Source organism: Streptomyces sp. NPDC007088 (genome assembly GCF_042869355.1).
GTDB lineage: Bacteria > Actinomycetota > Actinomycetes > Streptomycetales > Streptomycetaceae > Streptomyces.
Genome location: NZ_JBIAFO010000016.1, coordinates 114,714 through 129,062, shown reverse-complemented (window position 1 = coordinate 129,062; position 14,349 = coordinate 114,714). Strand labels below are relative to the sequence as shown.

Annotated in this window: 13 protein-coding genes; 6 read left to right on the top strand and 7 right to left on the bottom strand. The window is 69.7% G+C overall.

Annotated elements, in window-relative coordinates:
* Nucleotides 1–120 precede the first annotated feature (120 nt).
* The 4 genes from ACFYMP_RS23925 to pknB all read left to right on the top strand — a co-directional run bounded on the left by ACFYMP_RS23925 (nucleotide 121) and on the right by pknB (nucleotide 6,779).
* Nucleotides 121–1,608: a PP2C family protein-serine/threonine phosphatase gene (locus ACFYMP_RS23925; RefSeq protein ID WP_388861332.1), complete on the top strand. Its 1,488-nt coding sequence runs from the start codon at nucleotides 121–123 to the stop codon at nucleotides 1,606–1,608.
* Between the two features lie 26 nt (nucleotides 1,609–1,634).
* Complete coding sequence (locus tag ACFYMP_RS23920) at nucleotides 1,635–3,074, top strand: FtsW/RodA/SpoVE family cell cycle protein (RefSeq protein ID WP_388861232.1); 1,440 nt, start codon at nucleotides 1,635–1,637, stop codon at nucleotides 3,072–3,074.
* Complete coding sequence (locus ACFYMP_RS23915) at nucleotides 3,071–4,534, top strand: peptidoglycan D,D-transpeptidase FtsI family protein (RefSeq protein WP_388861229.1); 1,464 nt, start codon at nucleotides 3,071–3,073, stop codon at nucleotides 4,532–4,534. Before ACFYMP_RS23920 ends, ACFYMP_RS23915 begins: the two co-directional genes overlap by 4 nt.
* Nucleotides 4,535–4,805: 271 nt before the next feature.
* Nucleotides 4,806–6,779 (top strand): Stk1 family PASTA domain-containing Ser/Thr kinase, encoded by a 1,974-nt coding sequence (gene pknB, locus ACFYMP_RS23910; RefSeq protein WP_388861227.1) that lies wholly within the window; start codon nucleotides 4,806–4,808, stop codon nucleotides 6,777–6,779.
* 185 nt (nucleotides 6,780–6,964) lie between these two features.
* Here the strand turns inward: pknB and ACFYMP_RS23905 are convergent, their stop codons facing one another.
* The 5 genes from ACFYMP_RS23905 to ACFYMP_RS23885 all read right to left on the bottom strand — a co-directional run bounded on the left by ACFYMP_RS23905 (nucleotide 6,965) and on the right by ACFYMP_RS23885 (nucleotide 10,528).
* Nucleotides 6,965–7,705 (bottom strand): class E sortase, encoded by a 741-nt coding sequence (locus ACFYMP_RS23905; protein WP_388861225.1) that lies wholly within the window; start codon nucleotides 7,703–7,705, stop codon nucleotides 6,965–6,967.
* A gap of 30 nt (nucleotides 7,706–7,735) precedes the next feature.
* On the bottom strand, nucleotides 7,736–8,806 hold the full coding sequence (locus ACFYMP_RS23900; RefSeq protein WP_388861329.1) for a class E sortase: 1,071 nt from the start codon (nucleotides 8,804–8,806) through the stop codon (nucleotides 7,736–7,738).
* Nucleotides 8,737–9,393, bottom strand: coding sequence for an aminodeoxychorismate/anthranilate synthase component II (locus ACFYMP_RS23895; protein WP_388861222.1), 657 nt, complete (start codon nucleotides 9,391–9,393; stop codon nucleotides 8,737–8,739). Before ACFYMP_RS23895 ends, ACFYMP_RS23900 begins: the two co-directional genes overlap by 70 nt.
* Nucleotides 9,390–9,566 carry a hypothetical protein gene (locus ACFYMP_RS23890; RefSeq protein ID WP_363145290.1) on the bottom strand — a complete coding sequence of 59 codons (177 nt, stop codon included), beginning with the start codon at nucleotides 9,564–9,566 and terminating at the stop codon, nucleotides 9,390–9,392. Before ACFYMP_RS23890 ends, ACFYMP_RS23895 begins: the two co-directional genes overlap by 4 nt.
* 179 nt (nucleotides 9,567–9,745) lie before the next feature.
* Nucleotides 9,746–10,528, bottom strand: a complete 783-nt coding sequence (locus ACFYMP_RS23885) for a DUF881 domain-containing protein (RefSeq protein WP_388861219.1) — start codon at nucleotides 10,526–10,528, stop codon at nucleotides 9,746–9,748.
* Between the two features lie 155 nt (nucleotides 10,529–10,683).
* Between ACFYMP_RS23885 and crgA the strand changes: the two genes are divergently transcribed.
* The gene (gene crgA / locus ACFYMP_RS23880; RefSeq protein WP_388861216.1) at nucleotides 10,684–10,941 is read left to right on the top strand and encodes a cell division protein CrgA; all 258 of its coding nucleotides are present in this window, start codon (nucleotides 10,684–10,686) and stop codon (nucleotides 10,939–10,941) included.
* A 470-nt stretch (nucleotides 10,942–11,411) separates the two neighbouring features.
* On the opposite strand, the gene ACFYMP_RS23875 is transcribed toward crgA, so the two are convergent.
* Together ACFYMP_RS23875 and ACFYMP_RS23870 are read right to left on the bottom strand one after the other, a co-directional pair.
* Nucleotides 11,412–12,389, bottom strand: a complete 978-nt coding sequence (locus tag ACFYMP_RS23875; protein ID WP_388861213.1) for a rhomboid family intramembrane serine protease — start codon at nucleotides 12,387–12,389, stop codon at nucleotides 11,412–11,414.
* Between the two features lie 214 nt (nucleotides 12,390–12,603).
* Nucleotides 12,604–13,131, bottom strand: coding sequence for a peptidylprolyl isomerase (locus ACFYMP_RS23870; RefSeq protein ID WP_388861210.1), 528 nt, complete (start codon nucleotides 13,129–13,131; stop codon nucleotides 12,604–12,606).
* Nucleotides 13,132–13,503: 372 nt separating this feature from the next.
* Between ACFYMP_RS23870 and ACFYMP_RS23865 the strand changes: the two genes are divergently transcribed.
* A complete protein-coding gene (locus tag ACFYMP_RS23865) occupies nucleotides 13,504–14,208 on the top strand; it encodes a DUF5324 family protein (protein ID WP_388861207.1) in 705 nt (234 codons plus the stop codon).
* Nucleotides 14,209–14,349 lie beyond the last annotated feature (141 nt).

The following is a 14,349-nucleotide window of genomic DNA, read 5'->3' as shown; positions in this document are numbered from 1 at the left end:
GCGGAGCGAGCGAGCCGCGGCGGTCCTCTACTCGGACCAGTCCGTGCTCCCGACCGGAGGGTGGGCAGTGTGGCTCGACAGGATCGGTTGTCCCCGGAACAGCCGACGGGCGAGGTGCGTATGAGCCTGTCCCTGCGCTTCGCCGCCGGATCGCACAAGGGCATGATCCGGCCGGGCAACGAGGACTCGGGCTACGCGGGCCCCCGCCTGCTCGCCATCGCGGACGGCATGGGCGGCGCCGCCGCCGGTGAGGTCGCCAGCTCCGAGGTCATCTCGACCCTCGTGGACCTGGACGACGAGATCCCCGGCTCCGACATCCTCACCTCGCTGGGCGCGGCCGTGCAGCGCGCCAACGACCAGCTGCGCGTCATGGTCGAGGAGGACCCGCAGCTGGAGGGCATGGGCACGACGCTCACCGCCCTGCTGTGGACCGGGCAGCGCCTCGGCCTCGTCCACGTCGGGGACTCCCGCGCCTACCTGCTGCGCGACGGCGTCCTGACGCAGATCACCCAGGACCACACCTGGGTGCAGCGGCTCGTGGACGAGGGCCGGATCACCGAGGAGGAGGCCACCACCCACCCGCAGCGCTCCCTCCTGATGCGCGCGCTGGGCAGCGGCGACCACGTGGAACCGGATCTCTCGATCCGCGAGGTGCGGGCCGGCGACCGTTACCTGATCTGCTCGGACGGTCTCTCCGGTGTCGTCAGCCACCAGACGATGGAGGAGACCCTCGCGAGCTACCAGGGCCCGCAGGCGACCGTGCAGGACCTGATCCAGCTCGCGCTGCGCGGCGGCGGCCCCGACAACATCACGGTGATCATCGCCGACGTCCTGGACGTCGACAATTCCGACACTCTCGCCGGGGCGCTCAACGACACCCCGGTCGTGGTCGGCGCGGTCGCCGAGAACCAGCACCAGCAGCACGACGACAACGCCATGCAGACCCCGGCCGGGCGCGCCTCGGGCCTGGGCCGGCCGGTCCCGTCGCAGGGCGGCTTCGGCGCCCCCGGCAGCGGCGAGTCCCCCGCGTATGCCACCGAGGGGGAGTACGACGAGTGGGCCGAGGGCTACGACAAGCCCCGCTCCGGCCGCAAGTGGATCGGGCGCTCCCTGTGGACCGTGCTCGCCCTCGCGATCATCGGCGGCGGTCTGTACGGCGGCTACCGCTGGACCCAGACCCAGTACTACGTCGGCACCCAGGACGAGCACGTCGCGCTGTACCGGGGCATCAGCCAGGACCTCGGCTGGATCGACCTCTCGAAGGTGTCGAAGAACCACCCCGAGATCGAACTCAAGTACCTGCCGCCGTACCAGAAGAAGCAGGTCGAGAACACGATCACCGAGGACAGCCGCGGCGCCGCCCAGAAGAAGATCGCCGAACTGGAGCTTCAGGCCAACGCCTGCAAGAAGGACGAGCAGCGTCGCGCCGCGCAGGAGAAGAACGACGCGGCCGCAGAGAAGGACAAGAAGGACGCCGGCAACTCCGCCGCGTCCGGCAAGTCCTCCGAGACCGCGAACCCGAAGCCCAAGACCACACCGAGTCCTACGCCCGGCCCCAGCCTCTCGGAGGAAGAGCAGAAGCTGGTCCCGCTGTGCGGTAAGCAGTAAGCAGCCGTTGGGGGCCATTCCACGCCATGAGCAGTAGCACCACACACACGTCCACGATCGGTTCCATCGGCGCCCCGAGCCGCCGCAACACCGAACTCGCCCTCCTGGTCTTCGCCGTCGTCATCCCCGTGTTCGCCTACGCGAACGTGGGGCTCGCGATCGACGGCAAGATGCCCACGGGGCTGCTCGGCTACGGCCTCGGCCTCGGACTGCTCGCGGGCGTCGCGCACCTCGTGGTCCGCCGGTACGCCGCGTACGCCGACCCGCTGATGCTCCCGCTCGCGACGCTGCTCAACGGCCTCGGGCTCGTCATCATCTGGCGGCTGGACCAGTCGGAGCGGCTCCAGGACCTGGCCAAGCGCCAGTTCGGCTCCTTCAGCCCCTCGGCGCCCAACCAGCTGATGTACTCGGCGATCGGCATCGCGCTGTTCGTCGGCGTCCTGATGCTGCTCAAGGACCACCGCGTCCTGCAGCGCTACACCTACATCTCGATGGTCGGCTCCCTCGTCCTCCTGCTGCTGCCGCTCGTGCCGGGACTCGGCATGAACGTCTTCGGCGCGAAGATCTGGATTCACGTCGGCAGCTTCTCCATCCAGCCCGGTGAGTTCGCGAAGATCGTCATCGCGATCTTCTTCGCCGGCTACCTGATGGTGAAGCGGGACGCGCTCGCGCTGGCCAGCCGCCGCTTCATGGGGCTGTACCTGCCGCGCGGCCGTGACCTCGGCCCGATCATCGTGGTCTGGGTCGTGTCGATCCTGATCCTCGTCTTCGAGACCGACCTCGGTACCTCGCTGCTGTTCTTCGGCATGTTCGTCGTGATGCTGTACGTCGCGACCGAGCGCACCAGCTGGATCGTCTTCGGCCTGCTGATGTCCGCGGTCGGCGCGGTAGGCGTCGCCTCCTTCGAACCGCACGTCGAGGGCCGCGTCCAGGCCTGGCTCAACCCGATGCACGAGTTCGCGCTCAGCCGGCAGGGCGTACCCGGGCACTCCGAGCAGGCCATGCAGGCGCTGTGGTCCTTCGGCTCCGGAGGCGTCCTCGGCACGGGCCTCGGCCAGGGCAACTCGGACCTGATCAAGTTCGCCGCCAACTCCGACTTCGTCCTCGCCACCTTCGGCGAGGAACTGGGCCTCGCGGGCATCATGGCGATCCTGCTGATCTACGGACTGATCGTGGAGCGGGGGCTGCGCACCGCGCTCGCCGCGCGCGACCCCTTCGGCAAACTGCTCGCGGCCGGGCTCTCCGGCGCCTTCGCGATCCAGGTCTTCGTCGTCGCCGGTGGCGTCATGGGGCTCATTCCGCTGACCGGTATGACGATGCCCTTCCTCGCGTACGGAGGTTCCTCCGTCATCGCGAACTGGGCGCTCATCGGCATCCTCCTACGGATCAGCGACACCGCCCGGCGCCCGGCACCCGCGCCCGCGCCCTCCCCCGACGCCGAGATGACCCAGGTGGTCCGACCGTGAACAAGCCGCTGCGCCGGATCGCCATTTTCTGCGGGCTCCTCGTCATGGCCCTGCTCATCCGCGACAACTGGCTCCAGTACGTGAAGGCCGACTCGCTCCAGAAGGACGACGCCAACCCGCGTATCGCCATCGACCGCTACGCCCAGCCGCGCGGGGACATCATCGTCGACGGGAAGCCGGTCACCGGTTCCGTCGCGACCGAGGGCACCGACCTCAAGTACAAGCGGACGTGGAAGAACGGGCCCATGTGGGCCCCCGTCACCGGGTACGCCTCTCAGCTGATCGGCACGACCCAGATCGAGAGCCTGGAGGACGACATCCTCACGGGCAACGACGACCGGCTCTTCTTCCGCCGCACGCTCGACATGCTGACCGGGAAGAAGAAGCAGGGCGGCAACGTCGTCACCACGATCAACGCGGACGCGCAGAAGGCCGCGTACGACGGGCTGAAGGCGCGTGGCAAGGGCGCGGTCGCCGCGATCGACCCGTCCACGGGCGCGATCCTCGCACTGGCCTCCACGCCGTCCTACGACCCCTCGTCCTTCGCCGGTATCACCACCAAGGACGGCAACACCTTCTCCAAGCTCGACAAGGACAAGGACAAGCCGCTCGTGAACCGCGCGCTGCGCGAGACCTACCCGCCCGGTTCGACGTTCAAGATCGTGACGGCCGCGGCGGCGCTGGAGAGCGGCAAGTACACCGACATCGACGCGCCCACCGACACCCCGCTGCCCTGGATCATGCCGGGGACCAGGACGCCGCTGCCGAACGAGGGGTCCATCCCCTGCAAGAACGCGACCTTGCGGGTCGCCCTGCGCTACTCGTGCAACACCGTCTTCGGCAAGATCGGCGCCGACCTCGGCAACGACAAGATGGTGGAGGAGGCCGAGAAGTTCGGCTTCAACAAGCAGCAGTTCGTCCCGGTCCGCTCGAACGCCTCGAACTTCTCGAAGGACATGAACGACTCGCAGGTCGCGCTGTCCTCGATCGGCCAGTTCAACACGGCGGCGACCCCGCTCCAGATGGCCATGGTCGCCTCGGCCGTCGCCAACGACGGCAAGCTCATGGAGCCGTACATGGTCCGCGAGCTCCAGGCGCCGAACCTCGACACGATCGAGAAGCACGAGCCGAAGGAGCTGAGCCGGCCGCTGAGCGAGGAGAACGCGCAGAAGCTCCAGGCGATGATGGAGACCGTGGTCAAGGAGGGCACCGGAACCGCGGCGCGCATTCCGAACGTCACAGTGGGCGGTAAGACCGGTACCGCGCAGCACGGCGAGAACAACAGCGAGAAGCCCTACGCCTGGTTCCTGAGCTACGCGAAGACCGACCAGGGCTCCCCGGTCGCCGTCGCCGTCGTGGTGGAGGACGACGCGGCCACCTCGCGCCAGGACGTCTCCGGTGGCGGTCTCGCCGCGCCGATCGCCAAGTCCGTCATGGAGGCCGTGCTCGGCAAGAAGTGAGCCGGTGATGAGCGCATGGTGACCGTACGGTATCCATCGGGTGACCGAACGTATCGTCGCAAAGCGCACGGAAGCCGGGACAAAGCGGGCGCCCGGGGCGTGAACCCGGTCACCCGCGCCCGGTAACCGCGCACGTGGCGGTACCGGTCCGATATCAGCTTGACGATCTGGGCCGGGGCCCGCACGGCGGGGCGGGTACGGTATGCCGGACAGCACACCGCCGGACCACACACGGGTGCGGTCGGGATCGACGGAGAGGGCTGGATTAGCTATGGAAGAGCCGCGTCGCCTCGGCGGCCGGTACGAGCTGGGGCACGTGCTCGGCCGCGGTGGGATGGCCGAGGTCTACCTGGCCCACGACACCCGCCTGGGCCGCACGGTCGCGGTCAAGACGCTCCGGGTCGATCTGGCTCGTGACCCGTCGTTCCAGGCCCGCTTCCGTCGTGAGGCCCAGTCCGCCGCCTCACTCAACCACCCGGCGATCGTCGCCGTCTACGACACCGGCGAGGACTACGTCGACGGTGTCTCCATCCCGTACATCGTGATGGAGTACGTGGACGGTTCGACCCTGCGCGAACTGCTGCACTCCGGCCGCAAGCTGCTGCCCGAGCGGTCGATGGAGATGACCATCGGCATCCTCCAGGCCCTGGAGTACTCGCACCGCGCGGGCATCGTCCACCGCGACATCAAGCCGGCCAACGTCATGTTGACCCGCAACGGCCAGGTCAAGGTCATGGACTTCGGCATCGCCCGCGCCATGGGCGACTCCGGTATGACGATGACGCAGACCGCCGCGGTCATCGGCACCGCGCAGTACCTGTCCCCCGAGCAGGCCAAGGGCGAGACCGTCGACGCCCGTTCCGACCTGTACTCGACCGGCTGCCTGCTCTACGAGCTGCTGACGGTTCGGCCGCCCTTCGTGGGGGACTCCCCGGTCGCGGTCGCCTACCAGCACGTGCGGGAGGAGGCGCAGCCGCCGAGCGTCTTCGACCCCGAGATCACGCCCGACATGGACGCCATCGTCCTGAAGGCGCTCGTCAAGGACCCCGACTACCGCTACCAGTCGGCGGACGAGATGCGGGCCGACATCGAGGCGCTGCTCGACGGCCGCCCGGTCGGCGCGACCGCCGCCCTGGGCATGGCCGGTATGGGTGCGCCGGGCGGGTACGGCGGCGGCTACGGCGGGGAGCAGCCGACGACGGCGATGGGCGCGCAGAACGGCGGGGCCACCTCGATGCTTCCGCCGGTCAACCCGGAGGACGGCGGGTACGACGAGCCGCGCGGCCGGCGCCGGCAGCCGCAGAAGAAGAACCACACCTCGACGATCCTGCTCGTGGTCGCCGGCATCCTCGTCCTGGCCGGTGCCGTCGTGCTCGGCATGCATATGTTCGGCGGCAACGACGAGGGCGACGACAGCTCCCTCCAGGCGCCGAACTTCGTGGGCCAGACGGTGGACCGGGCACGTGAGATGGCCACCAACGTCGACCTCAAGATCAAGACCGTCAAGGACACCTGCAAGGACCAGCCGAAGAACCGCGTGTGCTCGCAGGACCCGGCGGCCGACTCCGAGGTGCGGAAGAACGACGTCGTGACGCTGACGGTGTCGACGGGAGCCCCGAAGGAGACCGTGCCGGACGTCACGGGCCTGTCCTTCGACAAGGCCAAGAGCAAGCTCACCAAGCTCGGCTTCGAGGTGGACCAGAAGTCCGCCGAGTCGGAGCAGAAGGAGGGCAATGTCATCGACCAGGACCCCACCGGTGACACCGACCTCGCCATCGGCAAGACGATCACGCTGACGATCGCCAAGCCCAAGAAGATGTCGACCGTTCCCGACGTCAGCAACAAGAACTGCGACGACGCCACGGCCCTGCTGGAGACGGCCGGGCTGAAGGCGAACTGCGCCCCCGAGGAGAACGACACGGTCGACGAGGGCCTGGTCTTCTCGCAGACCCCGCAGCCGAACACGCAGGCCGACCCGGGTTCGGTGGTGTACCTGAAGACGGCGAAGAAGCCCGAGGAAGAAGAGCCCGAGAAGGTCAAGATCCCGGACGACATCCGCAACAAGACGCTCCAGGAGGTCCAGGGCATCCTCGGCGGTCTCGGCCTCCAGGTGAACGTCCAGCCGGGCCTGCCGGGAGAGCCGGACGCCAGGGTCATCAACACCGACCCCCGGCCGGGCAGCGAGGTGGACAAGAACACCCCCGTCACCGTGCAGACGCTGCCGGGCGGGCTCATGGGCGGCTGACCGGCGAGGTACAGAGCCGGTCGCCGCACTCGTCCGAGCGGCGCGGAGAGCGACGGGGAGGGGCCCGGCCACCGTTTCAGGTGGCCGGGCCCCTCCGTGTGTTTCACGTGAAACATGCCCGTACGCCGGGTGTCCCCATGTTTCACGTGAAACATGGGGACACCCGCACGGCTGCTCCTGAGCGCTCAGCGCAGCTCCGGCGGCGGGGTGCGCTTGCTGTCGACCTTGTCGATCCGCTCCAGCTTGCCCCAGACCACGTAGCGGTACGTCGAGGTGTAGACCGGCGTGCAGGTCGTCAGGGTGATGTAACGCCCCTTGGTCTTGACGCCGGAGCCGGTGGGGACGGCGCCGAGGACCTTGACGTTGTACTTCGAGGTCTCGGGAAGGGTCGCGAAGACCTTGTAGACGTACCAGCGGTCCTTGTCCTCGAAGACGATCGGGTCGCCGTCCTTGAGCTTGTCGATGTTGTGGAACTTGGCGCCGTGCCCGTCGCGGTGCGCGGCGAGCGTGAAGTTCCCCGAGTCGTCCCGCGGAAGGGCCGACTTGACGGGCTCCGTGTAGTAACCGGCCACCCCGTCGTTGAGGATGCTGGTCTCCGTGCCCTTCCTGACCAGGACCTCACCGTTGTGCATGGCCGGGACGTGCAGGAAGCCGATGCCGTCCTTGGTGTCGAGGTCGCCGGGGCCCGAGGCCCCCTGGGCCCAGTGGTCCCGCACCTGATCGCCCTGTTTACCGGCCTCCCGGTCGGCGATCACGTTCGTCCACCACAACGAGTAGACGACGAACAGGCCGAGGACGAGACCGGCGGTGATGAGCAGCTCCCCGAGGAGGCTCATGAACCCGGCGACTCTGCCGCGCCCGCGCGGACGGCCGCCGTCCGACGGGGGAGCCTGGGTCTCCTCTGCGTGGTCCCTGGTCGCTACCACCGTGTGTGCCCCGTTCCTTCGCGCCGTGCGCTACAGCAGCGCATCCGGCTTTCCCTTGCTGCGCGGCCGTTCCTCGACCATCTTGCCCCAGACGATCATTCGATACGTACTGGTGAATTCCGGGGTGCAGGTCGTCAGCGTGATGTAGCGGCCCGGCTTCGTGAAGCCCGAGCCGGTCGGCACCGGACGCAGAACCGCCGTGTTCGCGGGCGAGGTCTGCGGAAGGATGCTGGTCATCCGGTAGACGTAGTAGGTGTCCTGCGTCTCGACCACGATCGGATCGCCCGGTTTGAGTCGGTTGATGTACCGGAAGGGCTCCCCGTGGGTGTTGCGGTGCCCGGCGACCGCGAAGTTGCCCTGCTTGTCCTCGGGCATGGCGGTCTTCAGGCCGCCCTCCCCGTAGTGCCCGACCATCCCCTTGTCCAGGACGCTGTGCTTGTCGATGCCCTCGGCGATCGGGACGACCACGTCGAGGGTCGGCAGCGTCATGATCGCGAAGCCCTCGCCCGGCCGGAAGGCCCCCGGGCTGCGTTTCCCGTCGGCCCATTCGTCCTGGAGGTGATGGGTCGCGCCGCTGGCCTGCTGATGGGCCCGGACGTTCGTCCACCACAGCTGGTAGGTGACGAACAGGAGCATCACCACGCCGAGCGTGATGAACAACTCGCCGAGGACCGCGCTGACCCGCGCGCCGGTGCTCGGCCTGCGGGCCCGCGCGGCCCGCCTCGCCTCGACCCGGCTGAGCGGGGGCTGAGCCGTCTGCGCGGAGGAGGCGCCGTCATCCGGACCGCCGGGGCGTTCCGCGGCCCTTCTGCGCCCGCCCGAGCCGCCCCGGCTACCTCGACGGCCACCGCGGCCCCGCGCCGCCTTGCGGCGGGCGGCACGGCCCTGCCCGGGGACGAGGGGCCCGGCGCCGGACGCCGCGCCCCCGGCCGCGCGGTGGAGGCCGACGGTCCGCAGGGCCACCGTCTCGTCGTCGGCGGGGCGGAGAGGCGGCGTGTCCCGGCCCGCGTCACGCCCGGACCGCGGCGTGGTCACGCCGTGGCCTTGCCCACCACCGGCGCGAGCCCCGCGGAGCGCGCGACCGCTCCGTCGTCCCCGCAGCCGGCGAGCCAGTTGGCGAGCATGAGGTGCCCGTGCTCGGTGAGCACGGACTCGGGGTGGAACTGGACGCCCTCGACCGGCAGATCACGGTGGCGGACGCCCATGATGATCCCGTCACCGGTGCGCGCGGTGACCTCCAGCGCGGCCGGGACCCGGGCCGGCTCGGCGGCCAGCGAGTGGTAGCGCGTCGCGGTGAACGGCGAGGGCAGGCCGGCGAACACGCCCTTCTCCTCGTGCAGGACCTCGGAGGTCTTCCCGTGCAGCAGCTCGGGGGCGCGGCCGACGACCCCGCCGTACGCCACCACCATCGACTGCATCCCGAGGCAGACCCCGAAGACCGGGAGCCCCGAGCCGGCGCAGTGCCGCACCATGTCCACGCAGACCCCGGCCCGCTCGGGGGTGCCGGGGCCGGGGGAGAGCAGCACCCCGTCGAAACGCTCACGGCGCGCGTCGGCGAGGCTCACCTCGTCGTTCCTGAGCACCTCGCACTCGGCACCGAGCTGGTAGAGGTACTGGACGAGGTTGAAGACGAAGCTGTCGTAGTTGTCCACGACCAGGATGCGCGCGGGGGTGGTGGCGCTGTTCATCGGACGGCTCCCATCCCCTGGTCGACGGTCACGTCGTTGAACGGGAGCAGCGGCTCCGCCCAGGGAAAGACGTACTGGAAGAGGAGGTAGACCACCGCGCAGGCGAGGACCAGGGAGAGCAGGGCCTTGATCCATACGTTCCCCGGCAGATGCCGCCAGATCCACCCGTACATGCCGCCCCTACTTGCCGTTGCCGAAGTGTGCCGCTCCAGACTAAAGGCGGCGAGGGGCCGTTCGTGGCGCGCCCGCGCAAAGCCTTGGGGCGGCGCACGGCTGTTCTTTACCCGGAGCGGCGCCCCGGGGCCGTGCCCCGGCGAGGCACCGCGCGGTACCGCCCGCCGCGGGCGCGCGCTCAGCCGGCCGGTCGCGCGTAGTGCAGGTCGACGGTGCCGGTGTAACCCGGCATCGTGTACGTGCCCTGGTCGGCGACGTCCCAGCCGAGTCCGTAGGCGTTGACGTACAGCATGTAGTTCTGGATCGACGGCGAGGCGGACAGGGCGTCGCGCAGGTCGTCGGGGTCTCCCACGGCGGTGACCTTGTAGGGCGGGGAGTAGACGCGGCCCTGGAGGATCAGGGTGTTGCCGACGCAGCGCACGGCACTGGTGGAGATGAGCCGCTGGCCCATGACCTCGATGCCCTTCGCGCCGCCCTTCCACAGGGCGTTGACCACGGCCTGGAGGTCCTGCTGGTGGATGACGAGGTCGTTGGGCTGCGGTTCGGGATAGCCGGGCAGTTTGGGGCCGGCTCCGGGGGGCGCGTCGGTGAGGGTCACCGAGATCGCCCTGCCGCGTACCTTCTGGGTGCCCGCCTGCCGTTCGAGGCTCTTGAGCTGCGCGTCCTCGGCGTCGGTGCGGCCGTCGTCGCGGGCGGCGTAGGACTCGACCTTCCGGCGCAGGACTCCGTTGGTCCGCTCGGCCTCGCCGTTCTTGTCGCTGCGCTCCTTGATCAGGTCGGACAGCTTCAGCATCGAGGCATCCGTCCGGATATTCGTCCCCTTGGCCGTATTGAAGCTGGTGAAGAAGATCAGTCCGGCGAGGGCGAAGACGGCGAGCGTGAGCAGTCGCACGGGGCGCCAGGAAAACCGGTGCCGGTCAGGGCTGGAACCGTTCGTGGGGGAGTCGGCAGAATTGCTCAACGTACCCTGATCTCCTTCGGCGCCGCGGAAGCACTACGCTAACGGACGCCCGGAGGGCCCCGGGGTCCACCCGAGCGTCGTCCGGCGCCCCGCCCCGTTCTGTGTACCGCCGCCCGGCAGTGCACCGAACAGCGCATCGACAGGAGAGCCCCCTCGTGCCGAAGTCCCGTATCCGCAAGAAGGCCGATTACACGCCGCCGCCGGCCGCGAAGCAGGCGGCGAACATCAAGCTGACCAACAGCAGCTGGGTGGCCCCGCTCATGCTCGCGATGTTCGCGATCGGTCTGGCCTGGATCGTCGTCTTCTACGTCACGGACGGCAGTCTGCCGGTGGACTCCTTCGACAACTGGAACATCGTCGTCGGCTTCGGCTTCATCGCCGCGGGCTTCGCCGTCTCCACGCGCTGGAAGTAGCCTCACCCGCGGTGCGTACGGTGTCCGCGACCGGGGCGTGTGCGGCCCGAACGCAAGCCCTGCCCTGAGTTATCCACAGCGCTATCCACAGTGGGGAAAAGGTCAGACGATCTGTGGATAACTCATCCGCGGTTGACGCCGGTGCGACTGAAGGACTGGCGTCAACCGCAGGAGACGGACCCTTGTTCGACCCCTGTCCGCCTGCGAAATCAGCAGGTCAGCGGCAGGGGTCGCACTGTTCCCCGGCCGGCCGGGCACTGAGGGCGACGAGCCCCCGGCATTCTGTGGACAACTGTCGACGCCGATCGAACACCTGTGCATATCCGCAGCACCGTGCCCCTTCTGTACGCCCACCGGCAACTGAAGCCGGGGCGCGGACGGAGGCCCGGGAAGAGGCCGCGCGCACGAAAGCCGAGGCCCAGGGCTAGAGGGCCGCGCGCACGAGAGCCGAGGCCCAGGGAAGAGGCCGTTCAGAGGAGCAGCGCGGTGCGGACGAGGACCGCGGCGACCAGGACCACCAGGGCGAGCGCGCAACTCCCCCACTGCACGAGTCGGCGTCGCTCCGGCGGCGCGTAGACGATGGCCCAGGCGAGGGCGGCCCCCACGACCAGCCCGCCCACATGCGCCTGCCACGCGATCCCGCTCCACGTGAACGTGAAGATCAGGTTGATCGCGAGGATCGCGGCGAACGGCCGGAAGTCGGCCCGCAGCCGGCGCACCAGGACGCCCGTCGCCCCGAACAGCCCGAAGATCGCCCCTGAGGCGCCGAGCGAGGCTTCCGTCGGGCTCGCGATCAGATAGGTCAGGACGCTGCCGCCGAGCCCGGACAGCAGATAGACGGCGAGGAACCGGGCGCGGCCGAGAGCCGCCTCCAGAGGCCCGCCGAGCACCCACAGGCTCAGCATGTTGAACCCGATGTGCCAGATCTCCTCGTGCAGGAACGTCGCGGTGAGCAGCCGGTACCACTCGCCGTCCGCGACGCCCATCACTGGGTGTATCCCGCTGTCGGGGCCCGGCCAGGCGCCGATCATGAACAGGTCGGAGAGCAGGCGGTTCGGGTCCGACACGAGGTGTACGAGCGCGAAGACCGCGATGTTCAGGCCCAGCAGGATCTTCGTCACGAGCCGGGGGTCGCGGGCGACGACCCCGCCGGCGACGGTACGCGGGCGGTTGTCCGCGCGGGCGCCGCCCCAGCGACGCGCGCCCCCACCGCTCCCGGAGGCAGGCCCGGAGGAGACCGAGCCCTGCCGTACGCACTCGGGGCACTGGAAGCCCACCGAGGCGCTGATCATGCACTCGGGGCAGATGGGCCGCTTGCAGCGCACACACCGGATACCCGTCTCGCGGTCCGGGTGCCGGTAACAGGGGGCGAGACCCGAGGTCTGTGCCGCCCCGCCCGGCTCCTGCGGGGCACCGGGCGCCTGGTCCTTGGGGTCCAACGGATCCATCGGGCCTCTTCCTCCCTGAGCCGTGCGCGAGGACGCGCGACCCACGCACACGCCCCGCCCATCCTGACGGACGAGCGGGGCGCTTTTGTTCCCGGAGCCTTGCCGGAACGCACCGGAGCCGTTCCCGCGTCCTTCCGGGAACCTTCCGCGAAGGCCGCGGGGGCGGGCGGTGGCGAGCCGCCGTCCTGTCCGGGTGCGAGTCGGGGGCTCGGCCCTAACGCTGCTCGACGACGACGCTCTCGATGACCGCGTCCTTGACCGGACGGTCGGTGCGCGGGTTGGTCTGCGTCGTCGCGATCGAGTCCACGACCTTCTGGCTGGCTCCGCTGGTGACCTCGCCGAAGATGGTGTGCTTGTTGTTCAGCCAGTCGGGGGCGCCGACGGTGATGAAGAACTGCGAACCGTTGGTGCCCGGTCCCGCGTTCGCCATCGCCAGCAGGTACGGCTTGTTGAACGAGAGGTCCGGGTGGAACTCGTCGCCGAACTGGTAGCCGGGGCCACCGGTGCCGTTGCCCAGCGGGTCGCCGCCCTGGATCATGAAGCCACTGATGACGCGGTGGAAGACGGTGCCGTCGTACAGCGGCTTGTTCGTCTTCTGGCCGGTGGCCGGGTCGGTCCACTCACGCTCGCCCTTGGCGAGTTCGACGAAGTTCTTGACCGTCTTCGGCGCGTGGTCCGGCAGCAGCCGCACCTCGATGTCGCCGTGGTTGGTCTTCAGGGTGGCGTAAAGCTGCTCAGCCACGATCTGCCTTCCGTTGTCTTCTGTGAAGCGTGCTGATGAAGCGGGCGAAGCGCTTCGGGAAGCTCTCAGCGGCGCTGCTGTCTTTCCACAGATCCTCCCACGGACCTGTTTGGGACGAGTAATGGCTGAACACCCGCAGAGGGGGAACCCGTCGTGGCATGGTCCCCGGGAGAAGTTCTCCCACCCGGCGAGCCGGACCTTGTGCACGGCCCGCCACCAGCGCAACAACCACCCCTCTTCCGACATCATCCTGAATACCTACAAAGTGACCCGGATGCTCGCGTCGTAGCTGCCGCGCGGCGATCCAGCGGGCATGATCGCGGAAGGGGTGGAAAGGTGAAATACCGTACGCCACCGAGGAGGAGGATTCCCGTGACCCGCATCGACAGCGTGCGCGCCGCGACGGGCTCGGCGAGGGACAGCGTGCTGCACGCCGCGGAAGCGGTGGCGCCCTACGCCGACTCTGCCAAGGGCCGCGCCACGCAGTACGCGGGCGAGGCTCGCGCCCGGCTCGCACCGAAGGTCTCGCAAGCCGCGGACCAGGCCAAGCTCCAGTTCGACGCCCATCTCGCACCCCGTATCGAGTCGGCGCGTACGCATGTCCCGCCGAAGCTCGACGAGGCGGCGCGTCAGGCGGCCAAGCACGGCCGTCAGGCGGCCAAGCAGGCCGCCGAGTACTCCCGTCCGCGAATCGAGCAGGTCAGGTCCGCGGCCGGACCCGTCCGTGACGAGGCGAGCGCCCGCGGTGCCGCCGCTCTGACCGCGCTGCGCGGCCAGGTCTCCCCCAAGGAGATCGAGCGGCTCGCGAAGAAGCACCGGCGCAAGGGCCGGGCCGGGAAGTTCGTCAAGGGTCTCGCGATCCTGAGCATCCTCTCCGGTGGCGCCATCGCCGCCTGGAAGTGGTGGGACAAGCAGGCCAACCCGGACTGGCTCGTCGAGCCGCCGGCCCCGACCGAGGTTCCGGAGACCGGCGCCAACCTGACCGCGGTGGACGGTTCCGCCGAGGTCACCGGCCTCGACCCCGAGGTCGAGGCCAAGCAGTCCGAGTCGGAGGGCGAGGGCCGCACGGCCAACTGAGGCCCGCCTGGGCCTCGGCACGACGCACACGCCGGTGGGGGGGGGGGGGGGGGGGCGCCGCGCCCCCCCCCCCCCCCCCCCCCCCCCCCCCCCGCCCCCCCCCCCCCCCCCCCCCCCCCCCCCCCGCCCCCCCCCCCCCGC